This window comes from Klebsiella sp. HC6 (assembly GCF_022605325.1).
GTDB classification, from domain to species: domain Bacteria; phylum Pseudomonadota; class Gammaproteobacteria; order Enterobacterales; family Enterobacteriaceae; genus Klebsiella; species Klebsiella terrigena.
The window spans coordinates 4,867,658-4,894,167 of the sequence record NZ_CP093276.1 but is presented as its reverse complement, the minus strand read 5'-3'; the positions used below and the strand labels follow the sequence as shown (position 1 = coordinate 4,894,167).

The 26,510-nt window shown below is 58.0% G+C and carries 24 protein-coding genes; 17 read left to right on the top strand and 7 right to left on the bottom strand.

Annotated features, from left to right (window positions below):
* Window positions 1-331: 331 nt before the first annotated feature.
* Together MMW58_RS23720 and fadE are read right to left on the bottom strand one after the other, a co-directional pair.
* Window positions 332-1,102, bottom strand: coding sequence for an amidohydrolase (locus MMW58_RS23720; protein WP_133601397.1), 771 nt, complete (start codon window positions 1,100-1,102; stop codon window positions 332-334).
* 218 nt (window positions 1,103-1,320) lie between these two features.
* Window positions 1,321-3,765, bottom strand: a complete 2,445-nt coding sequence (gene fadE / locus MMW58_RS23715) for an acyl-CoA dehydrogenase FadE (RefSeq protein ID WP_241722242.1) — start codon at window positions 3,763-3,765, stop codon at window positions 1,321-1,323.
* Between the two features lie 238 nt (window positions 3,766-4,003).
* On the opposite strand from fadE, the gene lpcA reads away from it, so the two are divergent.
* Window positions 4,004-4,585, top strand: a complete 582-nt coding sequence (gene lpcA / locus MMW58_RS23710) for a D-sedoheptulose 7-phosphate isomerase (RefSeq protein WP_004133848.1) — start codon at window positions 4,004-4,006, stop codon at window positions 4,583-4,585.
* Window positions 4,586-4,736: 151 nt separating this feature from the next.
* Window positions 4,737-5,504 (top strand): class II glutamine amidotransferase, encoded by a 768-nt coding sequence (locus MMW58_RS23705; RefSeq protein WP_045854097.1) that lies wholly within the window; start codon window positions 4,737-4,739, stop codon window positions 5,502-5,504.
* Here MMW58_RS23705 and dpaA read toward each other — a convergent pair.
* A complete protein-coding gene (dpaA, locus tag MMW58_RS23700; protein ID WP_045854098.1) occupies window positions 5,475-6,215 on the bottom strand; it encodes a peptidoglycan meso-diaminopimelic acid protein amidase in 741 nt (246 codons plus the stop codon). The genes MMW58_RS23705 and dpaA overlap by 30 nt on opposite strands.
* 412 nt (window positions 6,216-6,627) lie before the next feature.
* Here dpaA and MMW58_RS23695 point away from each other — a divergent pair, with 412 nt between their 5' ends.
* The 9 genes from MMW58_RS23695 (at window position 6,628) to MMW58_RS23655 (ending at window position 14,337) form a co-directional block, all read left to right on the top strand.
* Entirely contained in the window at window positions 6,628-7,971 is a 1,344-nt protein-coding gene (locus MMW58_RS23695) for a Na(+)-translocating NADH-quinone reductase subunit A (protein ID WP_241722241.1), read from the top strand.
* 3 nt (window positions 7,972-7,974) lie between these two features.
* Window positions 7,975-9,213, top strand: a complete 1,239-nt coding sequence (locus MMW58_RS23690; RefSeq protein ID WP_241722240.1) for an NADH:ubiquinone reductase (Na(+)-transporting) subunit B — start codon at window positions 7,975-7,977, stop codon at window positions 9,211-9,213.
* Window positions 9,206-10,000 (top strand): Na(+)-translocating NADH-quinone reductase subunit C, encoded by a 795-nt coding sequence (locus MMW58_RS23685; protein WP_241722239.1) that lies wholly within the window; start codon window positions 9,206-9,208, stop codon window positions 9,998-10,000. The genes MMW58_RS23690 and MMW58_RS23685 overlap by 8 nt, the downstream gene beginning before the upstream one ends.
* Complete coding sequence (locus tag MMW58_RS23680; protein WP_041144175.1) at window positions 9,993-10,631, top strand: NADH:ubiquinone reductase (Na(+)-transporting) subunit D; 639 nt, start codon at window positions 9,993-9,995, stop codon at window positions 10,629-10,631. The genes MMW58_RS23685 and MMW58_RS23680 overlap by 8 nt, the downstream gene beginning before the upstream one ends.
* A 3-nt stretch (window positions 10,632-10,634) precedes the next feature.
* Window positions 10,635-11,234: an NADH:ubiquinone reductase (Na(+)-transporting) subunit E gene (nqrE, locus tag MMW58_RS23675; protein WP_041144176.1), complete on the top strand. Its 600-nt coding sequence runs from the start codon at window positions 10,635-10,637 to the stop codon at window positions 11,232-11,234.
* Between the two features lie 11 nt (window positions 11,235-11,245).
* Window positions 11,246-12,469 carry an NADH:ubiquinone reductase (Na(+)-transporting) subunit F gene (nqrF, locus tag MMW58_RS23670; protein ID WP_128879000.1) on the top strand — a complete coding sequence of 408 codons (1,224 nt, stop codon included), beginning with the start codon at window positions 11,246-11,248 and terminating at the stop codon, window positions 12,467-12,469.
* Between the two features lie 2 nt (window positions 12,470-12,471).
* A complete protein-coding gene (nqrM, locus tag MMW58_RS23665) occupies window positions 12,472-12,687 on the top strand; it encodes a (Na+)-NQR maturation NqrM (RefSeq protein ID WP_041147525.1) in 216 nt (71 codons plus the stop codon).
* Window positions 12,688-12,823: 136 nt separating this feature from the next.
* A complete protein-coding gene (gene dinB, locus MMW58_RS23660; RefSeq protein WP_133601339.1) occupies window positions 12,824-13,879 on the top strand; it encodes a DNA polymerase IV in 1,056 nt (351 codons plus the stop codon).
* Between the two features lie 5 nt (window positions 13,880-13,884).
* Complete coding sequence (locus tag MMW58_RS23655; RefSeq protein WP_133601398.1) at window positions 13,885-14,337, top strand: GNAT family N-acetyltransferase; 453 nt, start codon at window positions 13,885-13,887, stop codon at window positions 14,335-14,337.
* A 40-nt stretch (window positions 14,338-14,377) separates the two neighbouring features.
* On the opposite strand, the gene pepD is transcribed toward MMW58_RS23655, so the two are convergent.
* Complete coding sequence (gene pepD / locus MMW58_RS23650; protein ID WP_241722238.1) at window positions 14,378-15,835, bottom strand: cytosol nonspecific dipeptidase; 1,458 nt, start codon at window positions 15,833-15,835, stop codon at window positions 14,378-14,380.
* Window positions 15,836-16,092: 257 nt separating this feature from the next.
* Between pepD and gpt the strand changes: the two genes are divergently transcribed.
* The 6 genes from gpt (at window position 16,093) to MMW58_RS23620 (ending at window position 22,950) form a co-directional block, all read left to right on the top strand.
* Complete coding sequence (gpt, locus tag MMW58_RS23645) at window positions 16,093-16,551, top strand: xanthine phosphoribosyltransferase (RefSeq protein WP_041144180.1); 459 nt, start codon at window positions 16,093-16,095, stop codon at window positions 16,549-16,551.
* 106 nt (window positions 16,552-16,657) lie between these two features.
* Window positions 16,658-17,902, top strand: coding sequence for an esterase FrsA (gene frsA / locus MMW58_RS23640; RefSeq protein WP_133601341.1), 1,245 nt, complete (start codon window positions 16,658-16,660; stop codon window positions 17,900-17,902).
* A 57-nt stretch (window positions 17,903-17,959) separates the two neighbouring features.
* Window positions 17,960-18,358, top strand: a complete 399-nt coding sequence (crl, locus tag MMW58_RS23635) for a sigma factor-binding protein Crl (RefSeq protein ID WP_133601342.1) — start codon at window positions 17,960-17,962, stop codon at window positions 18,356-18,358.
* A 615-nt stretch (window positions 18,359-18,973) separates the two neighbouring features.
* Entirely contained in the window at window positions 18,974-21,259 is a 2,286-nt protein-coding gene (locus tag MMW58_RS23630) for an FdhF/YdeP family oxidoreductase (protein WP_133601343.1), read from the top strand.
* Window positions 21,260-21,837: 578 nt separating this feature from the next.
* Window positions 21,838-22,392, top strand: coding sequence for a type I-F CRISPR-associated endoribonuclease Cas6/Csy4 (cas6f, locus tag MMW58_RS23625; RefSeq protein ID WP_133601344.1), 555 nt, complete (start codon window positions 21,838-21,840; stop codon window positions 22,390-22,392).
* A 285-nt stretch (window positions 22,393-22,677) separates the two neighbouring features.
* A complete protein-coding gene (locus tag MMW58_RS23620; protein ID WP_241722237.1) occupies window positions 22,678-22,950 on the top strand; it encodes a hypothetical protein in 273 nt (90 codons plus the stop codon).
* 19 nt (window positions 22,951-22,969) lie between these two features.
* On the opposite strand, the gene csiR is transcribed toward MMW58_RS23620, so the two are convergent.
* The 3 genes from csiR to lhgO form a co-directional block, all read right to left on the bottom strand.
* Window positions 22,970-23,662 (bottom strand): DNA-binding transcriptional regulator CsiR, encoded by a 693-nt coding sequence (csiR, locus tag MMW58_RS23615; RefSeq protein ID WP_241722236.1) that lies wholly within the window; start codon window positions 23,660-23,662, stop codon window positions 22,970-22,972.
* Window positions 23,663-23,751: 89 nt separating this feature from the next.
* Window positions 23,752-25,200: an NADP-dependent succinate-semialdehyde dehydrogenase gene (gene gabD / locus MMW58_RS23610; RefSeq protein ID WP_241722235.1), complete on the bottom strand. Its 1,449-nt coding sequence runs from the start codon at window positions 25,198-25,200 to the stop codon at window positions 23,752-23,754.
* Between the two features lie 22 nt (window positions 25,201-25,222).
* Entirely contained in the window at window positions 25,223-26,491 is a 1,269-nt protein-coding gene (gene lhgO / locus MMW58_RS23605; RefSeq protein ID WP_241722234.1) for an L-2-hydroxyglutarate oxidase, read from the bottom strand.
* Between the last annotated feature and the right edge of the window lie 19 nt (window positions 26,492-26,510).

The window sequence follows — 26,510 nt, the reverse complement described above, 5'->3', positions numbered from 1 at the left end:
CACACAACCGCCCCGGCCAGTTTTACAAACCAGGCCAGTATTTGAGATGGAATCGTTTAGAAATCGCTGAAAGTTATTTGAAAATCGTGCTAGTTATTGTTGAATTTTATCCCTTTTATTAGTGTAGAACAGAAAATAATCCTGCCAGGAAAATATTATTTATCGTCAGGGAAAGGCGTCAAAACGGGAATGTCCGGGGGCTTAGGGCGAAATAAATAATAAAGGAAAACAAGATGCTGGTGGGGGCGTAAATTTATTGCCCGCGTATTCAGCAGCGTAGTGTTAACGGGACGGGAGAGTGCCCCCCCCCCGATAACGAGGGGGAGGGGAATTAATTCAGGCTAAACGGATCGGCATCCTGCCAGGCGGGGAATTTTTCGCGATACTCGTTGAGGGCGGTGAGCGACAGCTCCGCATCGAGGCGCGTGGCCTGATGAGGCTCTGCCGTTGCCAGAATCTCTCCCTGCGGGCTGATAATGCGGCTGTCGCCCCGATAGTGATGGCCATTACCGTCGGTACCGACCCGATTGCAGCCGGCGATGTAGGCCTGGTTTTCAATGGCCCGGGCGACCAGCAGCGACTGCCAGTGCAGCGAGCGCGGCGCCGGCCAGTTGGCCACGTACAGCGCTAAATCGTAGTCGTTATGGTTGCGTGACCACACCGGGAAGCGCAGGTCGTAGCAAACCAGCGGCAGGATCCGCCAGCCGCGCCACTCGAAGACGACCCGCTCGTTGCCGGCCGTATAATGATGGTGCTCTTCGGCCATCCGGAACAGGTGCCGCTTATCATAAAAATGGGTTTTACCGCCGGGCTCCACCAGCAGGAAGCGGTTAACCGGGCCGCGTTCGGTTTGTAGCGCAGCGCTACCCGCGATGAGGGCATTGGTCTGCAGCGCTTTCGCCCGCATCCACTCAATGACCTCTTCCTGCGGCAGCGACTGCTGAGCGGCTTCCATCGCGAAGCCGGTGGTGAACATTTCAGGCAAAACAATCAGATCGCGCCCGCTGACGCCTTCCAGCTGGCGATCGAAATGGCGCAGGTTGGCGGGACCGTCCATCCACACCAGCGGTTGTTGCAGTAGCGTAATTTTCAGGCCAGGCACAGTGGTGAACTCCATTATCATTAGGCTGTTATAGTCACTTTAACACCATATCAGTCTCTGGATAGTCAGCGGAATATTTTGTTAAAAAAATGCTAATGCTGGAAACGATTTGTGCGCAGCCAGAGGGCAGAGGACAAAGAGAGTAGAGGGAGCAAAGCGGGCAAAAAAAGAGGCGGAGGAAAACCCCCGCCCCGATCGTGATGTGGCTATTTTATTATTCAGGCGGCTTCAATCTTGCGGACCTTCTCCGGCAGCTTTACCGGCCGGGTGGCCAGCTCATCCGGGGCGAAGTCGTCAACGTTGATGCTGCGCAGGCGGCTGGTCTCTGCCCGGGTAAGAACGGTGGCTTCTTCCTGATTGATTAACCCTTTCGCCAGCGCGTTGCGGGCCAGCTCATCAAGGCGTGTAAACGGCAGGTTTTTGCCCAGCTCCTTACAGATGCGCTGATGAATCGGGTCGGCGGCCATCACGTCCAGCAGCGCTTCTTCCAGCAGGCCGACCGGATTGTGCTCGCTTGGGGTCAGATACTGGCCGCGGCCAATACGCGAACGCGTTGCGCTCGGGATCTGCAGGATTTTTGCGACCTTATGGTCCAGCTTATCGGACGGCGCGTCGTAGTGGCGGCCGGTCGGGAAGATGGCAATGCGCAGGACGCCGGCGACAAAGCGGTTCGGGAAGTTTTTCAGCAGGTCGTCAATGGCCTGCTCCGCCTGATACAGCGCATCCTGAACGCCCCAGTGAACCAGCGGCAGGTCGGCTTCGTTACGCCCCTCATCGTCATAGCGTTTCAGCACCGCAGAGGCGAGGTAAAGCTGGCTTAACACATCGCCCAGTCTCGCGGAAATACGCTCGCGGCGCTTCAGGCTGCCGCCAAGAACGGCCATTGAGACGTCGGACAGCAGCGCCAGGTTCGCGCTTAGGCGGTTCATATGCTGGTAGTAACGGCGGGTCGCGTCGCGGGTTGGCGTGCTGCTGGTCAGCCCGTGGGTCAGGCCCAGCCAGAAGCTACGGACCTTATTGCTGCCGACGTGACCGATGTGTTTGAACAGCAGCTTGTCGAAAGCGTCAACGTCGTTGTTCTGCGCGGCGGCCATTTCGTCCAGCACGTACGGATGGCAGCGGATTGCGCCCTGACCGAAGATCATCATGCTGCGGGTCAGAATGTTGGCGCCTTCGACGGTGATGGCGATCGGCGCCCCTTGATAGGCGCGGGCGAGGAAGTTGCCTTCACCCAGCATGATGCCTTTCCCGCCGGTGATATCCATTGCGTCGATGATTGAACGCTGGCCGCGGTGGGTGCAGTGATACTTCACGATAGCCGACAGAACCGCCGGCTTCTCGCCCAGCATGATGCCGTAGGTGATCAGCGACGCGGCGGCGTCCATCACGTAGGCGTTACCCGCAATACGCGCCAGCGGCTCTTCGATGCCTTCCATTTTACCGATGGAGATCTTGAACTGGCGGCGAATATGGGCGTAGGCGCCGGTGGCCATCGCCACGGACTTCAGGCCGCCGGTGGCGTTTGACGGCAGGGTGATCCCGCGACCGACGGACAGGCACTCCACCAGCATCCGCCAGCCCTGGCCAGCCATCGTTGGGCCGCCGATGATGTAGTCGATTGGGACAAAGATGTCTTTACCCTGGGTCGGGCCGTTCTGGAACGGTACGTTAAGCGGGAAGTGGCGGCGGCCAATTTCAACCCCAGGCGTCGAGGTTGGGATCAGCGCACAGGTGATGCCCAGCTCCTCTTCTCCCCCCAGCAGGCGGTCAGGGTCGGAGAGTTTAAACGCCAGCCCCAGGACGGTGGCGATTGGCGCCAGGGTAATGTAGCGCTTGTTCCAGGTCAGGCGCATGCCCAGAACCTGCTCGCCCTGCCATTCGCCCATGCACACCACGCCGGTATCCGGAATGGCGCCGGCGTCGGAGCCCGCTTCCGGGCTGGTCAGCGCAAAGCAGGGGATCTCCTGACCACGCGCGAGGCGCGGCAGATAGTGATTTTTCTGTTCATCGGTGCCGTAATGCTGCAGCAGCTCGCCCGGGCCTAAAGAGTTAGGCACGCCCACGGTAATCGCCAGGATACCGGAAACGCCGGACATTTTTTGCAGCACGCGGGACTGAGCGTAGGCGGAGAACTCCAGACCGCCGTACTCTTTCTTAATGATCATCGCAAAGAAGCGATGCTCTTTCAGATAGGCCCACAGCTGCGGAGGCAGGTCGGCCATTTCGTGGGTAATTTCAAAATCGTTCGCCATGCGGCAGGCTTCTTCCACCGGGCCGTCGATAAACGCCTGCTCTTCGGCAGTCAGGCGCGGCTGCGGATAGTTATGCAGCTTTTGCCAGTCCGGGTTACCGCGAAACAGATCGCCTTCCCACCAGGTGGTACCCGCATCGATAGCTTCTTTTTCAGTCCGCGACATCGGCGGCATCACCTTGCGGAACGCGCGGAACGCGGGCGCTGAAAAAATAGATTTACGCATCGGCGCAAAGTTAAACGGCAGCAGAACGATCGCTAACGGCAGCAGCAGCCAGATATTCCACAGCCCGGCCACGCTAAGCGCGGCGGTCCAGGCGAGCAAAATCGCGCTGCTGAGCAGGAGATTGATTCGGTGATAGAAGAGCGCACCGAGTAGAACAACGGTTGCAACAATACTCAAAATCATCATAACGAAATGCTCCCTGTCTTGTAGGAGGTCTGACCACTTGTGATGATATGGTTGTAGTGGATGTAATTTGTTTTAGCAATGTGTTTACAAAATAATTACAACCTTGCTCACATTGTTGTGCGTAAATGCGGCACGTAAAAGCAAAACCTCAGGGGATAACAGCGCCTGCTGCTTCTCGCTTTAGCGGCTATCCGGTACACTGCCAGGGTTATTCCACCAATACTGAAGGATTATCCTCATGTACCAGGATCTTATTCGTAACGAACTGAACGAAGCAGCGGAAACGCTGGCTAACTTTCTGCAGGACGAAGCCAATATTCACGCGATCCAGCGTGCCGCGGTGCTGCTGGCAGATAGCTTTAAGGCGGGCGGTAAAGTCCTTTCCTGCGGTAACGGCGGTTCCCACTGCGATGCGATGCATTTTGCCGAAGAACTGACCGGGCGCTATCGTGAAAACCGTCCGGGCTACCCGGCCATTGCGATTTCAGACGTCAGCCACCTTTCCTGCGTCAGCAATGATTTTGGCTATGAGTACGTTTTCTCCCGCTACGTTGAGTCGGTTGGCCGCACCGGTGACGTGCTGCTGGGGATTTCCACCTCCGGTAACTCAGGTAACGTTATCAAAGCGATCGAGGCCGCCCGCGCGCAGGGGATGAAGGTGATCACCCTGACCGGTAAAGACGGCGGTAAAATGGCCGGCTCCGCCGATGTTGAAATTCGCGTGCCGCATTTTGGCTATGCCGACCGTATTCAGGAAATTCACATTAAAGTGATTCATATTCTGATTATGCTGATCGAAAAAGAGATGGTTAAAGCTTAACAGGCCGTATTGCTGGCGGTGTTGAACCCCGGGCAGCGCTCAATCTCCTTGCGTACCTCAGGTACGATCCGGTTTTTGCGCGCTGGCCGCGTTCAGGCTGGCTGCCGCAGTAACGCCTTTGGTATTTAAGCCGCGTGGTATGAGGTGAGATATGTGCGAACTGCTCGGGATGAGCGCGAATGTGCCAACAGATATTTGCTTTAGCTTTACCGGGCTGGTCCAGCGCGGTGGCGGCACCGGGCCGCATAAAGACGGCTGGGGCATCACCTTCTATGAAGGCAAAGGCTGTCGCACCTTCAAAGATCCGCAGCCCAGCTTTCAGTCGCCCATCGCTAAGCTGGTGCAGGACTATCCCATTAAATCCTGCTCGGTCATCGCCCATATTCGCCAGGCTAATCGCGGCATCGTCGCGCTGGAAAACACGCATCCCTTTACCCGTGAGCTGTGGGGGCGCAACTGGACCTACGCGCACAACGGCCAGCTGGAGGGATATGAGTCTCTCGATACGGGAAATCTTCATCCGATCGGCGAAACCGACAGCGAAAAGGCCTTCTGCTGGCTGCTGCACCGTCTGACCGAGCGCTATCCCGGCACCCCTGACTCGATGCCTGAAGTCTTCAGCTATGTCGCTGAGCTGGCGGGCGAGCTGCGGGAGAAGGGGGTCTTTAACATGCTGCTCTCCGACGGGCGTTACGTGATGGCGTACTGCTCGACGAACCTGTACTGGATTACGCGGCGGGCGCCGTTTGGCGTAGCGACGCTGCTGGATCAGGATGTGGAAATCGACTTTCAACGCGAGACCACACCGAACGATGTGGTCTCCGTTATCGCCACTCAGCCGCTAACCGGCAATGAGACCTGGAATAAGATCATGCCGGGCGAGTGGGCGCTATTTTGCCTGGGGGACCGTGTAGTTTGACGCCAGCTGCGGCTGAATAACCTCATGGCTAAGCGGCTTGCTGACCACGTAGCGGCCGTCCGTTACCGAGATAACCGGTGGCTTGTGGGTTTGCTGGAAATAGTCGTAGCCTGGCTTCAGCTGTTTCCAGAAGTCCGCGTAGTAGGAGTACTTGTGGCGCTCCATGTTGGCGTTGGTCATGCGGAAAGGATAAATGCTGACCTGCACGTTTGACTGGCCAAACACCAGCGCGCCGGTCACGAACTGGAAAATCTCATCAATGCCGGTATCGGTCATGGCATAGCAGCCGACAGAGACGCAGGCACCGTGGATCATCAGGTATTTACCTTCATAGCCATGCGCGCGATCGTAGGCGTTCGGGAAGCCGATATTAATGGCTTTATAGAAGCGGCTGTCCGGTTTTAGCTGGCTACGCGCAACGTTGTAAAATCCTTCCGGACTCTTGAAGTCGCCCTGGCGCTGCTTCGGCCCCAGCCCGCCGGAGTAGTTACAGATCCGGTAGCTGTCGAGGAGCTGATATTTTTCGCCCATTTTGACGTAAAGATCGAGCGTTCGCTCCTCTTTAAAGATCTCAATGTAGACCGGGGAACCCATTAATTGCTGTTTGTATTCTTTGCTAACCGGCGTCGTCGAGCTGTTATTGCTGAGAAGCCCAGCAAATGAAACGCACGGCAACAGAAGCATCGCAATAAATAATGCGATTTTGCGCATACTGCTTGTTCCTTGATAAAACAAAAACCACATTGCCAGGACGGCAAGAGAGACCCAAAATCAGAGTTTTCTGGATTTAGAGCGCTCACATTAGCATCACGGCAATTTTTCGCAAGCGCGGCGTATCGCGTTTACAATTTAGTTGTCCTTTATAACGAATCTGGCGGCAAAGCGCAGTGAGAACTTTGCGCAATAGCTCGCATTTTAGAGCCGCGTAACGGGGTTTACCTACAGCAACTGCTCACAAAATGTTACACTTATGGTGCTTAGTCACCAGGGTAAGAAAGGATGCTTCTCCCCCGTCTTGCGAATGAGCAGGACCTTCGCTTTTCCTTTCTTTCTCTGACTTTCCATCAATGTTGCTGGCCGCGGCCTCAAGCCGGGGTTTAGATTACGGACACCTGCTAACGATATGATTAAAATAAAAAAAGGGCTGGATTTGCCCATAGCTGGCATGCCAATACAGCAGACGACTTCTCAGATTGCAGTCAAACGCGTTGCGCTGTTGGGCGAGGAGTTCGTCGGTATGCGCCCCTCAATGGCGGTTCAGGAAGGCGACCGGGTGCAGAAAGGCCAGCCGCTGTTCGAAGATAAAAAGAACCCTGGCGTCCATTTTACCGCGCCCGCGAGCGGGGTTATCACTGCGATTCACCGCGGCGAGCGCCGGGTACTGCAGTCGGTGGTGATTGATGTCGAGGGCAGCGACGCGGTGCAGTTTCCCCGCTATGCGCCGGACGAGCTTGCCGGACTGTCGCGTGAGGACGTACAGCGTCAGCTGCTGGCCTCCGGCCAGTGGACGGCGCTGCGCACCCGGCCTTTCAGCAAAACGCCGGCGCCGGGCAGCGTGCCGGCGGCGATTTTCGTCACCGCAATTGATACCAACCCGCTGGCCGCCGATCCTCAGCCCATTATCTTCGCCCAGCGCGAGGCCTTTGACGCCGGCCTTACGCTGCTGACCCGTCTCACCGACGGAAAAATCCACGTCTGCCAGGCCAGCGGCGGTAAGCTGGGCGGCCATCGCTCAGGACAAATTACCTTTAATCAGTTTGCAGGCCCGCATCCGGCGGGGCTGGCGGGAACCCACATCCACTTCCTCGAGCCGGTGAGCCTGACAAAACAGGTCTGGCACCTGAACTATCAGGAGGTTATCTCTATCGGGCGGCTGTTCCTTGACGGGGAGCTCTACAGCGAGCGCGTTATTGCGCTTGGCGGCCCGCAGGTTAAGGCGCCGCGGCTGGTGCAAACCTGCTGCGGCGCCAGCCTTGATGAGCTGCTGGCGGACGGGCTCGCGGACGGCGAAAACCGGGTGATTTCCGGCTCGGTGCTGAGCGGCACCCACGCCTTTGGCCCGCGTGCTTTTCTCGGCCGTTTCCACCTGCAGGTGAGCGTGGTTAAAGAGGGGCGCGACAAAGAGCTGTTTGGCTGGGTGATGCCGGGGAAAGATAAGTTCTCCATCACCCGGACCACCGTGGGGCACTTCCTGAAGCATAAGCTATTCAACTTTTCGACCGATACCCACGGCGGCGAGCGGGCGATGGTGCCGATTGGCAACTACGAAAGAGTGATGCCGCTGGACATTCTCCCCACCGTACTGCTGCGCGATCTGCTGGCGGGCGATAGCGAAAGCGCGCAGGCGCTGGGCTGTCTGGAGCTGGACGAAGAAGATCTCGCGCTGTGCACCTACGTGTGCCCCGGCAAGTATGAATATGGGCCGGCGCTGCGCAGCGTGTTAACCCAGATTGAGCAGGAAGGATAGGTCATGGGCTTAAAGCAGCTGTTTGACAAAATTGAGCCGCACTTCACGCACGGCGGCAGGCTGGAAAAGTACTACCCGCTGTTCGAAGCGACGGCGACGCTATTCTACACTCCCGGTCAGGTGACGCGGGGTGCCGCTCACGTACGTGATGCCATCGATCTGAAGCGAATGATGATCCTGGTGTGGCTCGCCGTGTTCCCGGCGATGTTCTGGGGCATGTATAACGTTGGCCTGCAAACGCTCCCGGCGCTGCACAAGCTGTACGGCGCAGAGCAGCTGCAGCAGGTTATTGCCAGCGACTGGCACTACGGCCTGGCGCAGTGGCTGGGGGTAAGCTTCGCCGCGGATGCGGGCTGGATAAGCATGATGACCCTCGGCGCGGCGTACTTCCTGCCAATCTATATCACCGTATTTATCGTCGGGGGATTCTGGGAAGTACTCTTTGCCATCGTGCGCAAGCATGAAATCAACGAGGGCTTTTTTGTCACCTCGATTCTTTTCGCGCTGATCGTTCCTCCCACGCTGCCGCTGTGGCAGGCCGCGCTGGGCATCTCCTTCGGCGTGGTTATCGCCAAAGAGATTTTTGGCGGCACCGGGCGTAACTTCCTTAACCCGGCGCTGGCGGGGCGCGCGTTCCTGTTCTTTGCTTACCCGGCGCAGATTTCTGGCGACCTGGTATGGACCGCCGCGGACGGCTTTTCCGGCGCGACGCCGCTCTCTCAGTGGGCGAGCGGCGGCGGTGAAGCGCTGGTAAACGTGGCCAGCGGCCAGCCGGTGAGCTGGCTGGACGCCTTCCTCGGCAATATTCCCGGCTCGATTGGCGAGGTCTCAACGCTGATGATCCTGATCGGCGGGGCGATTCTTATCTTCAGCCGCGTAGCCTCCTGGCGCATTGTTGCCGGGGTGGCGATCGGCATGGTGGCGACCGCGACGCTGTTTAATTTTATCGGCTCGGATACCAACCCGCTGTTCGCCATGCCGTGGTACTGGCATCTGGTGCTCGGCGGCTTTGCCTTCGGCATGATGTTTATGGCGACGGACCCGGTATCCGCCTCGTTTACCGATAAGGGCAAATGGAGCTATGGCCTGCTTATCGGCGTGATGTGCGTGCTGATCCGCGTGGTCAACCCGGCCTATCCGGAAGGGATGATGCTGGCCATTCTCTTTGCCAACCTTTTTGCGCCGCTGTTCGATTACCTGGTGGTGCAGGCCAATATTAAGCGGAGGAAGTCGCGTGGCTGAGAATAAAGGTAACGATAGCATTGGCAAAACGCTGCTGGTGGTGCTGGTGCTGTGTCTGGTCTGCTCTATCGTGGTTGCCGGCTCCGCCGTGGGCCTGAAGTCACGGCAGCAGGAGCAGCGTGAGCTGGATAAACAGCGCAATATCCTCGCCGTATCCGGGCTGATGACGCCGAGGATGAGCGCCGATGAGGTGGAGAGCCTTTTTGCCGCCCGTATCTCCCCGCGGCTGGTGGATTTAGCCAGCGGCGAGCTGCTGGATAAGGACCCGGCTAAATTTAACCAGGCGCAGGCGCTGAAAGATCCTGAGCAAAGCCTCTCGCTGGAGGTCAGCCAGGACCCGGCGGGCATCAAGCATCGGAGCAATATTGTCGAAATTTACCTGGTGCGCGATGAGCAGCAGCGGATTCAGGAAGTGATCCTGCCGATTTACGGCAACGGCCTGTGGTCGATGATGTACGCCTTCGTGGCGCTGGGTACCGATGGCCGTACCATTAAGGGCCTGACGTATTACGATCACGGCGAAACGCCGGGGCTGGGCGGTGAGGTGGAAAATCCCAACTGGCGCCAGCAGTTTATCGGCAAGCAGGTGCTTGATGATAGCGGCCATCCGGCGCTGAAGGTGGTGAAGGGCGGGGCGCACCCGGGAGATATCCATGCCGTCGACGGCCTGTCCGGGGCGACGCTGACCTCCAACGGCGTGCAGCATAGCTTTGATTTCTGGATGGGTGAGCTGGGCTTCGGCCCGTTTCTGAAAAGAGTGCGTGATGGAGAGCTGAATAATGGCTGAAGCAGGCGATACGAAAGAGATGAAGCGCGTGCTGGTGGGGCCGCTGCTGGCCAATAACCCCATTACGCTGCAGGTGCTGGGAGTCTGCTCGGCGCTGGCGGTGACCACTAAGCTGGAAACCGCGCTGGTGATGACCGTCGCGGTCACGCTGGTGACGGCCTTCTCCAGCATGTTTATCTCGATGATCCGCCACCATATTCCCAACAGCGTGCGCATTATCGTGCAGATGACGATCGTCGCCTCGCTGGTGATCGTGGTGGACCAGCTGCTGCGCGCCTTTGCCTATGAGACCTCCAGGCAATTGTCGGTATTCGTCGGGCTTATCATCACCAACTGCATCGTGATGGGGCGGGCGGAAGGGTTCGCCATGAAGTCACCGCCGCTGGCCAGCTTTATTGACGGCATTGGTAACGGTCTGGGCTATGGCGCCATTCTGATTATCGTCGGCTTTCTGCGCGAGCTTATCGGCAGCGGCAAGCTGTTTGGGATGACCGTCCTTGAGACCGTGCAAAACGGCGGCTGGTATCAGCCAAACGGCCTGTTCCTGCTGGCGCCGAGCGCCTTCTTCATTATCGGTTTGCTGATTTGGGCGCTGCGCAGCTGGAAGCCGGAACAGCAGGAAAAGGAGTAAATGATGACGGCTCACTATATCAGTCTGTTTGTCCGCGCCGTATTCGTAGAAAACATGGCGCTGGCCTTCTTCCTCGGGATGTGTACCTTCCTTGCGGTGTCGAAAAAGGTCTCTACCGCCTTTGGTCTCGGCCTGACGGTCACCATCGTGCTTGGTCTGGCGGTACCGATTAATAACCTGATCTATAACCTGGTGCTGCGCGACGGGGCGCTGGCGGAGGGTGTTGATTTAAGCTTCCTCAACTTCATTACCTTCATTGGGGTTATCGCCGCTCTGGTGCAGATCCTCGAGATGATCCTCGATAAGTATTTCCCGGCGCTACATCACGCGCTGGGGATCTTCCTGCCGCTGATTGCCGTGCACTGCGCGATTTTTGGCGGCGTCTCCTTCATGGTGCAGCGTGACTACAACTTCACGGAGTCCATTGTCTACGGCTTCGGTTCCGGCATCGGCTGGACGCTGGCGATTGTCGCCCTGGCGGGCATCCGGGAAAGAATGAAATATGCCAACGTGCCCGCGGGTCTGCGCGGGTTAGGGATCACCTTTATTACCACGGGACTGATGGCGCTGGGCTTTATGTCATTCTCCGGTGTGCAGCTATAAGGGCGGAAAGTATGGAAATTATTCTTGGCGTCGTGATGTTCACCCTGATCGTGCTGGTGCTCTCGGGGCTGATCCTCGCCGCGCGTTCAAAGCTGGTTAACGCCGGTGACGTGGTCATTGAAATTAACAACGAGGCGGACAGGCAAATCCGCACTCCTGCCGGTGATAAGCTGCTTAACACGCTCTCGAGCAACGGCATTTTCGTCTCTTCCGCCTGCGGCGGCGGCGGCTCATGCGGCCAGTGCCGGGTGACGATAAAAGAGGGCGGTGGCGATATCCTGCCGACCGAGCTTTCCCATATCTCCCGGCGCGAGGCGAAAGAGGGCTGCCGTCTGGCCTGCCAGGTGGCGGTAAAGCAGGACATGAAGATCGAGCTGCCGGAAGAGATCTTCGGCGTGAAGAAATGGGAGTGCGAGGTCATCTCCAATGATAACAAAGCGACGTTTATCAAAGAGCTGAAGCTGCGCGTGCCGGAGGGCGAAGTCGTGCCGTTCCGCGCCGGCGGGTATATTCAGATTGAGTGCCCGTCGCATAAGGTCGCCTACGCCGATTTTGACGTGCCGGACGAGTACCGCGCCGACTGGGATAAGTTTAACCTGTTCCGCTACGTCTCTGAGGTAAAAGAGCCGACCCTGCGCGCCTACTCGATGGCTAACTACCCGGACGAGAAGGGCATCATCATGCTCAACGTGCGTATTGCCACGCCGCCGCCGAAGGTACCGGACGCCCCGCCTGGCATTATGTCGTCCTATATCTGGTCGCTAAAGGCCGGCGACAGGGTGACCATCTCCGGGCCGTTTGGCGAGTTCTTTGCTAAAGATACCGACGCTGAAATGGTCTTTATCGGCGGCGGGGCCGGCATGGCGCCGATGCGTTCGCATATTTTCGATCAGCTCAAGCGGCTGCACAGCGGGCGTAAAATCAGCTTCTGGTACGGCGCGCGCTCGCTGCGCGAAATGTTCTACGACGATGAATTCGAACAGCTGGCGCGGGAAAATCCTAACTTTACCTTCCACGTGGCGCTGTCCGATCCGCTGCCGGAAGATAGCTGGGATGGCCACACCGGCTTCATCCACAATGTGCTATATGAGAACTATCTGCGCGATCACCCGGCGCCGGAGGACTGCGAGTTTTACATGTGCGGGCCGCCGGTGATGAACGCCGCGGTGATTAAAATGCTCAAGGATCTCGGCGTCGAGGATGACAATATCATGCTGGATGATTTTGGAGGCTGATGATGTGGACTCTGTTTTTCGCCACCTTTGTGATTTTCGCCCTGGTGATTCTGGGGATGTCGCTGGGCTATCTGGTGAAGCGCAAAAGCCTGCAGGGAAGCTGCGGCGGGATCGCCTCGCTGGGTCTGGAAAAGGTCTGCGACTGCCCGGAGCCGTGCGATGCGCGCAAAAAACGCCTGGCGCGCGAAGCGCAGCGTAAGCAGGAGCGGATCCTGTAACCTCTCCCTGCCAGCCTCATCGCCCCCGGCCGCGCTCAGCGACGCCGGGGTTTGGCCTCAGCGCATTTTGCTTCCCTCTCTTCTCATTGCGCAGAATTATGCTGTATACTTGTCCAGTGGTCAGTGAGGGCTAGCTATGCGCAAAATCATCCATGTTGATATGGACTGCTTCTTTGCCGCGGTTGAAATGCGGGATAACCCGGCGTTGCGGGATATTCCCATCGCCATCGGCGGCAGCCGGGTCCAGCGGGGCGTCATCAGTACCGCCAACTATCCGGCGCGTAAGTTTGGCGTGCGTAGCGCCATGCCAACGGCGATGGCGCTTAAGCTTTGCCCGCACCTGACGCTGCTGCCGGGGCGCTTTGACGCCTATAAAGAGGCGTCGGCCCATATCCGGGAAATTTTCTCGCGCTACACCTCGCTGATCGAACCCCTCTCGCTCGATGAGGCGTATCTTGACGTCACCGACAGCGTCCACTGCCAGGGCTCGGCGACGCTGATGGCCGAAGAGATCCGCCAGACCATTCAGCGTGAGCTGCAGCTGACCGCTTCCGCCGGTATCGCCCCGGTGAAGTTTCTCGCCAAAATCGCCTCCGATCTCAATAAACCCAACGGCCAGTTTGTGATTGCGCCGCACCAGGTTGCCGAGTTCGTCAGAACCCTGCCGCTGGCGAAAATACCCGGTGTGGGGAAAGTCTCCGCGGCAAAGCTGGAAAATATGGGGCTGCGCACCTGCGAAGACGTGCAGAAAAGCGATCTGGCGATGCTGCTCAAGCGTTTCGGCAAATTTGGTCGGATCCTGTGGGAGAGAAGCCAGGGCATCGACGAGCGGGAAATCAACAACACGCGACAGCGTAAATCGGTGGGCGTCGAGCGTACGCTGGTGGAGGATATTCACCGGTGGGGTGACTGTGAGGCGATTATCGAGAGCCTCTACCAGGAGCTGGAGCGGCGGCTGCTCAAGGTTAAACCGGACCTGCTGATTGCCCGCCAGGGGGTAAAGCTCAAGTTTAATGATTTTCAGCTCACCACCCAGGAGCACGTCTGGCCGCGCCTGAGTAAAGATGATTTGCTCGCCACGGCCTACAAAGCCTGGCATGAACGGCGCGGCGGCCGCGGGGTGCGGCTGGTGGGGCTGCACGTTACGTTACTCGATCCCCAGCTGGAGCGGCAGCTGGTTCTGGGACTATAGCTATGCTGCAGATAAGAGATTACCGGGATGACGATTTTTCCGCGCTGGGCGCCATCTTCCTGCGCGCGATTCGGCAGACCGCCAGCCGCGACTATTCGCCACGGCAAATTGCCGCCTGGGCGCAGGTCGATGAGGCGCGCTGGCGGCAAAAAATGCGCGACTCGCGGGTGCTAGTGGCGGTGATTGACCGGCAGCCGGTCGGCTTTATTAGCGCCATCGGCAGCGATATCGATCTCCTGTTTGTCGCTCCTGAGCGCGCCCGTCAGGGAATTGCCGGGGCGCTGCTCGCGGAGCTGTTCAGGCAAATTCCGCAGGGGACGCTGACGGTTGAGGCCAGCATCACGGCGAAACCGTGCTTTGCACGTCATGGCTTCAGAGTGGTGGAAGAACAGCAGGTGGAAGTCCGCGGCGAGAGGTTTATCAATTATCGCATGGAGAAGGTGAGGGAGCCCGAATAGGGCGCAACGCGCCGTACCCGAGCTCTTTTCGCGGCGGAACTTACTTCGCCGGAATGGCTTTCAGCAGTTCAGTCAGCAGGGTCCAGTACTGGCCAACGCTCTCGATATGAACCTGTTCGTCCGGAGAGTGAGGTCCGGTAATGGTCGGCCCAATGGAAACCATATCCATATTCGGGTACGGCTTCTTGAACAGACCGCACTCCAGACCGGCGTGAATAATCTGGATATTCGGCGTTTTGTTAAACAGACGCTGGTAGGTTTCGCGGACCAGATGCATAACCGGTGAGTTTGCATCCGGCTGCCAGCCTGGGTAAGCGCCCTTGGCTTCGGTTTTAGCGCCCGCCAGTTTACCTAACGAATCCAGCATGCTGACGACGTAGTCTTTGCCGCTGTCGATCAGGGAACGGATCAGGCAGTGAATTTCGACGTTATCATCGGTCATGGTGACCACGCCGACGTTGAGGGAGGTCTCTACCACGCCCTTCGCCACGTCGGAGTTACGGATCACGCCGTTCGGCATGGCGTTCAGCAGGCGAACGAAGCCGTCGCGAGACTGCGCCGTCAGCGCGGCTTTATCCGTCGTAACGGCATCCAGCAGCAGGACCAGATTCTTCTCTTTGGCCGCCAGCTCGTTTTTAAGGATCTCCTGGTAGGTGTTGACCAGGGCCGCCAGGGCGTCCGTCTTGTCAGCGGCTACCGCAACGGTGGCGAAGGCTTCACGCGGAATGGCGTTACGCAGGGTGCCGCCGTTGAAATCAACCAGGCGCAGGTCCAGCTCGGCGGCGTGACCGGCGAAGAAGCGGGCCAGCAGCTTGTTGGCATTTCCCAGACCGACGTGGATTTCACCGCCGGAGTGGCCGCCTTTCAGCCCTTTTAAGGTCAGCTTAAAGCTCTGGAAACCGGCCGGAATCGCTTCGCGCGCCAGCGGCAGGTTGGAGGTGAAGTCGATACCACCGGCGCAACCCATGTAGATTTCGCCTTCTTCTTCCGAGTCGGTATTAATCAGGATATCGGCCTGCAGCCAGTTTGCCTGCAGGCCAAACGCGCCGTCCATCCCGGCTTCTTCGGTCATGGTCAGCAGCACTTCCAGCGGGCCGTGTTCAACGGAGTCGTCAGCCAGCACCGCCAGAGCGGAAGCCATGCCGATGCCGTTATCGGCGCCCAGGGTTGTGCCGCGGGCCTTGATCCACTCGCCGTCGATGTACGGCTGAATCGGATCTTTAGTAAAGTCGTGAACGGTGTCGTTGTTTTTCTGCGGCACCATATCGAGGTGCGCCTGCAGTACGACCGGTTTACGGTTTTCCATCCCGGCGGTAGCGGCTTTACGAATCAGAATGTTGCCAACCTGGTCGCGTTCTGCGTGTAAGCCTTTTTCTTTTGCCCAGCCCATGATGTGTTCAGCGAGTTGTTCTTCGTGATAGGAAGGGTGGGGAATGGAGCAGATTTTGGCAAAAATATCCCACAGCGGCTGCGGGGATAATTGAGACAGTTCAGACACGATGAGTCTCCTTACGATCGCCTGCAAAATTCTTTTGCAGGTCGAGGGTTAGCAATAGAATACACGTCAAGCGAGGGCTTGCGCGGTGGGGTTGAGAATACCACTTTCCACGCTAACGGGTAGTGGAAACAACGCAAAAAGCGTCGCCAGGGCCGCTTAATACTGGTTTTTAGCGCGTCAGATCTCTATAATCTCGCGCAACCATTTTCCCCCTCGAACATCATTTAAGCCGTATAACACAGGCTGGGACACTTCACATGAGCGAAAAATACGTCGTCACCTGGGACATGTTGCAGATTCACGCCCGCAAACTGGCAAGTCGCCTGATGCCTTCTGAACAATGGAAAGGCATTATTGCCGTTAGCCGCGGTGGTCTGGTACCGGGCGCGCTGCTGGCGCGTGAGCTGGGTATTCGTCATGTTGATACCGTTTGCATTTCTAGCTATGACCACGATAACCAGCGTGAGCTGACCGTCCTTAAGCGTGCTGAAGGTGATGGTGAAGGGTTTATCGTGATTGATGACCTGGTTGATACCGGCGGTACCGCGGTAGCCATTCGCGAAATGTATCCAAAAGCACACTTCGTCACTATTTTCGCTAAGCCGGCCGGTCGTCCGCTGGTTGACGATTATGTTGTTGATATTCCGCAGGAAACCTGGATTGAACAGCCGTGGGATATGGGCGTGGTCTTCGTACCGCCTATCTCAGGCCGTTAATTTTCAAGGCAAGTGCTATTTACCACGCCCGGTTTTGCCGGGCGTGGTTTTTTTTGCCTGTTAGCAGGTTACAATAGCAGGAGTGGCAACACGATGGAGACTGCACATGTCACAGGCTAACCTTAGCGAAACGCTGTTTAAACCTCGATTCAAACATCCAGAAACGTCTACCCTGGTGCGCCGGTTTGCGTCCGGTTCGCAGCAGCCGATCCACTCCGCGCTTGATGGCAGCAACGTCGATCGTTGGTATCGTCTGATCAATCGCCTGATGTGGATCCGCCGGGGCGTGACGCCGCAGGAGATCCTCGACGTGCAGGCGCGCATCGTCATGAGCGATGCGGAGCGCACCAACCCGGAGCTGTACGACACCGTCGTGGGGTATCGCGGCGGCAACTGGATTTTCGAATGGTCTAAACAGGCCATGATTTGGCAGCAAATGGCGGGTCAGGAAACGGACCTTGAGCTCAGCGGCCGCCACTGGCTGCACGCCTCCAACCTCTACAGCATTGCCGCCTACCCGCACATTAAAGGCGATGAGCTTGCCGATCAGGCGCAGGCGCTGGCCAACCGGGCCTATGAAGAGGCCGCCCAGCGCCTGCCCGGCGAACTACGCGAGATCGAATTCCCGGTACCCGGCGGCGCGCCGGTCAGCGGCTTTTTACACCTGCCAAAAGGTGAAGGCCCGTTCCCGGTGATTATGATGTGCGGCGGCCTGGACTCGCTGCAGACCGATTACTACAGCCTGTATGAGGACTATTTTGCCCCGCTGGGGATAGCGATGCTGACCCTCGATCTGCCTTCCATCGGCTTTTCATCGAAATGGAAGCTGACCCAGGACACCAGCCTGCTGCACCAGCACGCGCTGCGGCATCTGCAGAACGTTCCGTGGGTCGACCATACCCGGGTCGCGGCGTTCGGCTTCCGCTTTGGCGCCAATATTGCCGTCCGGCTCGGCTATCTTGAGTCACAGCGCCTGAAGGCCGTTGCCTGTCTGGGGCCGGTGGTGCACAGCCTGCTGATCGATCCTCTGCACCAGGGGCGAGTCCCTGAAATGTATCTTGACGTGCTGGCATCGCGTCTGGGAATGCACGACGCTTCTGACGAAGCGCTGCGCATTGAGCTGAACCGCTACTCGTTAAAAACCCAGGGGCTTCTGGGTCGCCGCTGCCCGACGCCGATGTTCTCCGGCTACTGGAAAAACGATCCTTTCAGCCCGGAAGAGGAGTCGCGTTTAATTACCTCGTCATCTGCCGATGGCAAGCTGCTCGAGATCCCATCGAAACCGATTTATCGCAGTTTTGATCACGCATTGCGGCAGATTAGCCGGTGGATCAATCATAGATTTAGTTAATTTATTGCTAAATTTTATTGATTTGGTAAAACAGTTGCATCACTAAAGGAGATCGCAATGACGTTACCGAGTGGACACCTGAAGAGTAAGCTGATTAAGAAATTCACGGCTCTTGGCCCCTATATCCGCGAAGAGCAGTGTGAAGACAACCGCTTCTTTTTCGATTGCCTGGCAGTTTGCGTCAACGTTAAACCGGCGCCGGAAAAACGAGAGTTTTGGGGTTGGTGGATGGAGATGGAAGCACAGGCATCGCGCTTCACGTACAGCTATCAGTTTGGTTTGTTCGATAAAGAAGGGGTATGGCAGTCGGTGGATATCGCCGATCCTGAAGTTAGCGAACGGCTTGAAAAAACGCTCCGTGATTTCCACACCAGAGCCAACGCGCTGCTGGCAACGTTCAGCCTCAAGCTTGAACCGGCTGATGACTTTAGCGAGCCGGTCAGGCTGAGAGCCTGATGCCCCGTCCGTAGACCCAATTGAGCGAAAATGTCCATGCCTCACGGCGTGGACATTTTTTTACGTAGAAAATTTTTTACTAATTGTAAATCCCTCCGGCCTGCTTGATCACCCTGTTTTAATACCCCGGATTAAAGGGGGTAGATATTTATTGCGCCTGGAAAATAACCGTCCGCGAATCAGTTTATTAAACCGCAGAGAATATTCTGCTTTTTCTGCGGGTTTATTTTTGGATGCATATCGGCTGTTGCTTTTTAACCTGTCGCGACACCATGGGCGGGCAACAAGGTCCTGCCTGGAGAATGTGCGGGCGGTTTTTTTTACTCATTATTCTCGATGTAACCTGACCCGTTAAGGGTAGTCTTAGCAGGAAATAAATAGCTATCCTGCTGTTATGAAAGGGTAAACTTCATTTTGTCCTGCTTGCAGGGGCGTAATCGTCCCGGCCGGCCTGATGTTCATCTCGCCATAAGCACCCGCGGAACTTTATTCCCCCGCCAGCGAAATACTTCTTTCTTATTATTTTCTGTTAGCGCCGTACCCCTTGATAGGAATCAGCGCGACGGAGCGCCTGTGTTAATAAAGCAGCATTGAAAATATAACTGATACGATCTGATGACTGATACTACCCGTGGATTAAACGAATACCAGGGCGCCGCCGGAGGATGGGGAGCCGTTAAGGCCTGTACCGCGCACGTGCTGGGACAAAAAACGCCGGTACGCGACACCATCGCGCTGTTTAAAATGAATCAGGTGAAGGGGTTTGATTGTCCCGGCTGCGCGTGGCCCGATCCGGAGCACCGCTCGGTGATGGAGCTGTGCGAAAACGGCGTCAAGGCCGTCTCCTGGGAAACCACCGGCAAAAAAGCCTCGCCGGCGTTCTTTGCCCGCCACACGCTGAGCGAGCTTTGGCAGCAAAGCGATTTTGAGCTGGAAAACAGCGGCCGGCTCACTCATCCGATGAAATACGACATTATCAGCGATACCTACCAGCCCATCGCGTGGGAGGAGGCGTTTGCCGAAATCGGTAACATCATGCGCGGGTTCTCCCCTGATGAGATGGAGTTTTACACCTCCGGGCGCACCTCAAATGAAGCGGCGTTTCTCTATCAGCTCTACGCGCGCGAATACGGCAGCAACAACTTCCCCGACTGCTCCAATATGTGCCACAGCCCGACCGGCACCGGGCTGGGCTCCTCAATCGGGATCGGCAAGGGCACCGTCGAGCTGAGCGATTTTGACGCCGCGGATCTGGTGATTTGCGTCGGGCATAATCCGGGCACTAACCATCCGCGGATGCTGACGACCCTGCGCGAAGTGGCGAAGCGCGGGGCGAAGATTATCTCCGTAAACCCGCTGCGCGAGCGTGGCCTGGAGCGGTTTAGCTTCCCCCAGTCGCCGAGCGACATGCTCATGGGCGGGCACACGGATCTCTCCAGCGATTACTTCCAGATCCGCGTTGGGGGCGACGCGTGGTTTTTCCGCGGCGCCATGAAAGCGCTGCTGGAGATGGACGCGCAGCGTCGCTCCCTGCAGCAGGAGCCGGTCATTGATAGCGAATTTATCGCCTCGCAAACCTCGGGATACCAGGCGCTATTTGACGATCTGAGCGGCCTCGACTGGGCGGATATTGAGCGCGGGGCGGGCGTTGAGCGCAGCGCTATCGAATATTTTGCCGATATTTATCGCCGCCACCGGCGGGTTATCATCAGCTATGGCCTGGGAATTACGCAGCATCGTAACGGCACCCAGAACGTCCAGCAGCTGATCAATCTGCTGCTGATGCGCGGCAATATGGGGCGTGAAGGCGCCGGTATTTGTCCGCTACGCGGCCATTCTAATGTCCAGGGTGACAGGACGGTGGGAATCAACGAAGCGCCGGATGAAGCGTTTAACCTGCGGCTGGAAAACTATTTCGGTATCACGGTACCGCGGGCGCACGGACGATCCTCCATCGAAAGCATTAAGGCCATCGAAAGCCGGGTTTCTCGCGGGCTCATCTGCATGGGCGGCAACCTCGCCGTGGCGATGCCCGATCCGCTGCGAACCTTCCCGGCGATGCGCCGCCTGGATCTGCAGGTCCACGTTGCGACCAAACTCAACCGCTCCCACCTGCTGGCGGGCAAAAACACCTATCTGTTCCCGACCTTAGGGCGCACCGAGCGCGATATGCAACGCGCGGGCGTGCAGTCCGTCACCGTTGAGGACTCGATGAGCATGGTGCATGCCTCAACCGGCTCGCTGAAGCCAGCCTCGCCGTGGCTACTGTCTGAGCCCGCCATTGTGGCGGGCCTGGCGCGCGCCACGCTACCGCGCAGCCCGGTCGCCTGGGAGAAGCTGGTGGCGGACTATCGGCTGATCCGCGAGGCGATTGAAGCCGTCATCCCCGAGTTCCATCAGTTCAACGAGCGCATCGCTGCCCCCGGCGGCTTCCGCCTCGATAACCCGGCCTCGCGCGGCGAATACCGCACGGCTTCGGGCAAGGCGACCTTCCACGTTTGCGATGCCGAGGCGCTGGATAGCGCGGGTATGCCGTCAGACTGCCTGGTGCTGACAACGATTCGCAGCCACGACCAGTACAACACGACGATTTACGGGATGGACGACCGCTACCGCGGCGTTACCGGACGCCGTGACGTCATTTTCCTGAGCCGTCAGGAAGCGCAAAAGCGCCAGCTGGCGCAGGGTGATGTGGTCAATATTGTGGCCCTGGACGATCGGGGCAATGCCTGTGAAGAGAGGGTGATGCGCAGCCAGACGGTTTATATTGTCCCGATGGCCGCGTCGTCCGTCGCCGCCTATCTGCCGGAGGCCAACATTTTACTGTCGCTGGACGCGGTTGATAAACAGAGCCTGACGCCGGCCTATAAGAGCGCCCCGGTGCGTATCTATAAGTCCTGAGACGCCGGAAAGCGGGGATAGCGCGATGCTATCCCCGTCACGTCAGTCCGGTCGGTCACTTTGCGCCCGGCGGCCCGCCGCGCTGGCGCAACCGATCATAATCAGCGCTCCCCGCCAGGACAGCGGAAAAATAGTGCGCCACACACAGAATAGAAACTAACGTTCCCCGTAAATGTTTTCGATTTTAATCTCTGCGCCATCGACAGTTTGTTTTATTCTTTTCTTCCGTACCAGGCTGGGCTTTATCTTGTCGCAGTCAAAGGGTAAGGGCCTACAGGGCAATGTCCAGGCCATCGAGGGAAATATAAAGCGAGGGATGTCGCGCAATAAATAATCCCGTCAGCCATCAGCCTGTTATGCACATCATGTAATAGTCACCCTGGCGAAATAATAACGCAGACGTAACTATTATTTCGGCGCGCCATTTTATTGACTCTACGCGATGAAATTAGCCAGGTTAAACCCCGCTTCAACCGCTACGCTGTTATTTCCTTACCTTTTGCTAATTTGATTTGTATCAATGGTCTTGTATTTTGTATGGGTAAGGATGGCGGCAATGTATTAAGGAGAAATAGCCGATGGATTATTATATTGAAATTAAACTTATTCCACGCCAATCACGCTGCCTGCCATCCCTCCTTTCCGCGCTGTTTGAAAAACTATTTGTTGCGCTAAGCGCCCACAGGCATGGGGATATTGGCTTAAGCCTGCCGGCATTTAAGCAAACGCCGGGGAATGTGATTAGGCTACACGGGCAGCGGCACGGGCTGGAAAATCTCAGGCTTCGGGTATTACTTAATGAGTTATCACATTATATCTGGATTGGCCCGGCGACGCCGGTACCCGATAACGTCCAGTATCGTCATTACCGGCGCGTGCAGCTTAAAACGCCGCGCCAGCGCATGAAGCGCTATATGAATCGCCGCGGCGCTATCTCGGCCGACGCGCCGACCGGGCACAGGCGTCAGGTCGCGACGCCGACTTCCGATTTACCCTATATCTGGATAAAGAATCAGGCCCTGGGTCGAAGCTTCCGCATGTTTATTGCCGCAGGCGACTTAAGCGATACGCCAACGGAGGGCACGTTTAACCATTACGGGCTGAGCTCCACCGCGACGGTCCCCTTCTTTTGAAGAGTCCGGCGGTGGGGCGCCATCGCCGAAATTTTCCGCTCCGCTTATCGTCTTTCGGGGATTCGCGCGATTAAGACCAGGATAATTCCTGGAATCCAGGTCCGCCTGGCGAATGTGGCCGCCGGGAATGCCTGATGGAGCGATACGTGATACCGTGAGAAAAATAGCCCCTTAAATTATAAGATTTTCATGAAATTCATATTGCTAACAAGCCTGATAGGCTTATTTCTCTCACCAGCATGGGCCGGCACCGCGGTGAAACTATCCTGCTCGCTGCGGAAAAGCGTGACGATCTCCCGTTTCCACTACAAGCTCTCCACCATGAAGTGGGGGGATCATTTCCAGGTCGCCTCGGGCATGAAGCAGGCGCAGACGAAAAGCCAGGTGCCTTTTCGCATCACCCGCTTTCAAAACGGCGACGATCTGGTCTTTTTCCCCGATAGTAACGAGTACTTTTTCTTCTACTCCGGCATGGCGACCCCCGATCGATGCGTCGTTCAGGAGACCTACACCTACCCGATTACGCAGCTGCCTTTCTATAAGAAGCCGGCCAAATAAGTCCTCCGGCAGCGCCTCGTCAGGAGGCTTTGTGCTGAAGTTTTCCCGCCATCGCCCGCTGAATGACCGGAATTGGCGTCAGCAGATGCTGGCACATCAGCTCGCCGGCAAGCGGGGCGTCGCGCGCCAGAATCGCCTCGGTTAGCCTTCGATGCTGACGCTGCTTATCTTCCAGCATGGCAACCGACAGCACGGTCGTGCGCAGCCAGATAAAACGGTAGCGCGCGGCGAGGTCGAAAAGGCGTTCGCGCATTTGCAGCAGATACTGTGAACCGCAGCCGGCAACGATGGCGGAATGGAACGCCTGATGACGTCTATCCCACTCCTCCAGCAGCTGCTCGCTGGCGTCGCTGGACTCCAGCTTATTGAGCAGATGCGCTCTCGCGAGCAGTTCGGCCTCCCACTCGTCATCGCCGCGCTCGATGGCGAGACGCACCAGCATCGCCTCCATATTGGCCCTGGCGTCGAAGATATCGAGCAGCTCCTGCTGCGACATCGATGCAACCCGATAGCCTTTTTGATTAACCACGGTGACCAGGCGCTCGGCAACCAGCCGGGAGAGCGCTTCGCGCAGCGGCCCGACGCCAAGCGCATAGCGCGCGGTTAACAGGCTCATACGCAGCTTCTCATCGGGCTGATACAGGCCGCGAATGATGTCGCTTTTGAGCCAGCGGTATCCGTCGATGGCCGTCGGCTGGGAGGTGGCGGTCATGGGCTTACTCCTGAACGGCTATCCCGGCCTTTCCGCGCCGGGACGGGCGTATTAGGGTTGTATTGACGGCATCAGCGTCGGGCGTAACCCTACAGACCAATGCACATATATTTGATCTCTAAGTAATCGTCGATGCCATACTTCGAGCCCTCGCGGCCGAGCCCCGAGGCTTTGACGCCGCCAAAAGGCGCGACCTCATTGGAGATGAGGCCGGTGTTGATCCCGACAATCCCGTACTCCAGCGCCTCGCCAACGCGGAAGACGCGGCTCAGATCGCGGGCATAGAAATAGGCCGCCAGGCCGAATTCGGTATCGTTAGCCTGACGGATAACGTCCGCCTCATCTTTAAAGCGGAACAGCGGGGCCAGCGGGCCAAAGGTCTCCTCTTTGGCAACCTTAGCGCTATCGGGAACGTCCAGCAGGATCGTCGGCTGGAAGAAGTTACCGCCCAGCTCGTGCACCTTGCCGCCGGTCATGATGCGCGCGCCTTTGGCGAGGGCATCGGCAATATGCTCCTGCACCTTGGCGACCGCTTTGTCATCAATCAGCGGCCCGGTGGTGACGCCGCTTTGCAGGCCATCGCCGAGCTGCAGCTTTTCCACCGCCTGCTGTAGCTTCGCGGCAAAGCGTTCGTAAACGCCCTCCTGCACGTACAGGCGATTGGCGCAAACGCAGGTCTGTCCGGCGTTGCGGAACTTGGAGGCCAGCGCGCCTTCAACCGCTTTATCGAGATCGGCATCGTCGAACACGATAAACGGCGCGTTGCCGCCGAGCTCGAGGGAGACTTTCTTAATATCCTGCGCGCACTGCGCCATCAGCTGGCGGCCAATCTCCGTCGATCCGGTAAACGACAGCTTGCGCACCAGCGGGTTGCTGGTCAGCGCGTTGCCGACCGCGCCGGCGGATCCGGTCACCACGCTGAAAACGCCGTCGGGGATCCCGGCGCGCTGCGCCAGCTCGGCCAGCGCGAGGGCGGAGAAGGGGGTCTGGCTGGCGGGCTTGAGCACCATGGTGCAGCCAGCGGCCAGCGCCGGGCCGGCCTTGCGGGTGATCATAGCGGCAGGGAAGTTCCACGGCGTGATGGCGGCGGTGACGCCAATCGGCTGCTTGATAACGATCAGGCGCTTATCCGCCTGATGGCCGGGAATGGTGTCGCCGTAGACGCGCTTACCCTCTTCGGCAAACCATTCGATAAACGAGGCGGCGTAGCCGATTTCGCCCTTAGCTTCCGCCAGCGGTTTCCCCTGCTCGAGGGTCATCAGGCGGGCGAGGTCGTCCTGGTTCGCCATGATAAGATCGAACCAGCGGCGCAGGATCGCGGCCCGCTCTTTAGCCGTTAGCGCCCGCCACGCAGGGAGCGCGCGGTTGGCGGCATCAATGGCCTCGTGGGTCTCTTCGGCGCCCATTTTCGGCACGCTGCCCAGCCGCTGATCGTTGGCCGGGTTGGTGACCGTAATCACCTCCCCGCTGAGGGCATCGCGCCACTGGCCGTCGATAAATGCCTGCTGGCGAAACAAAGTTGGGTCGTTGAGCTGCATGATAGTGTCCTGTTTCAAGCGTTTAACGGGTGTATTCGGCAAGCACGGAGTCCGCGCTACGGGCGGCGCGCAGGCTGCGGCCGGGGTTGTGCTGGCGGGCGAGCAGCGCCTGTACTTTGCCGACGATATGCGCCCCGATGGGCAGAGCCGATGTGGCCGCCGGGGAGGGCGCATTGCAGGTATGAATGGAGCGCGCGGTGGTGACGAACAGAAAATCGTCGATCAGCCTGCCGTGCGGAGAAACCGCCTGCGCGCGAACGCCCGCAGGCCACGGCTGGAGATCCTGCAGAGCGAGGCTCGGGCAGTACTTTTGTACCAGCCGCAAATAGCCGCCTTTGCACAGGGAGTTTTTCATTTCGCCTAAGCCCGATCGCAGGTTGCCCTGCAGCACCCGGCGAATAGCGGGCGAAGCGAGGATTTCCAGCGTATCGGAGAGTGAAAAATCGCGTTTGCGATAGCCTTCACGCTTCAGGGCGAGCACCGCATTCGGGCCCACGGTCACGCTGCCGTCAATCATGCGGGTGAGGTGGACCCCGAGAAACGGCATCGCCGGGTCGGGTATCGGGTAGATCAGATGATTCACTATCTGGTTATGCTGAGGCACCAGGCGGAAATACTCCCCACGAAACGGGCAGACAATAAAACCGGGATCGACGCCGAGCATTTTGACCACCCTGTCGGCCATCAGGCCGCTACAGCTAACTAACGTGGCGGCTTCAAACTCCTGTCCCTGTTTAGTGTAGACGACCACGCCGGCGGCGTGCTCTTTCAGGGCGCTAACCTCGGCGGCGTAGACAATTTCCCCGCCGCCGGCGACGAAGGCTTTCGCCATCGCCTCGGTAACTTCGCGATAGCTGACGATCCCGCTGGCGGGGACAAAAATGGCGCCGGTGCCGGTAATATTCGGCTCCCGCTCGCGCAGCGCCTCCGCGCTAAGCCATTCGCGCTGCAGGCCGTTGGCCGCGGTGCGATCCCACAGCGCCCGCATCCGCGCCATCTCCAGCGGCGAGGTGGCGACCAGCATTTTTCCGCAGACGTCATAGCGGATGCCGTACCGCTGGCAAAAGGCTTTGGTCGCCCGATTGCCGGCAAGGCAGAACTGCGCCTTGAGGCTCCCGGGGGTGTAGTAGACCCCGGCATGAATCACGCCGCTATTGCGGCCGGTCTGATGACAGGCCGGCGCGGACTCTTTCTCCAGCAGCGCAACTCTGGCGTCCGGGTAGACCTCCCGCAGCTGCATGGCGGTCGACATGCCGATAATGCCGCCGCCAATAATCACAAAATCATACATCCACGCGGTTCCTCCGACT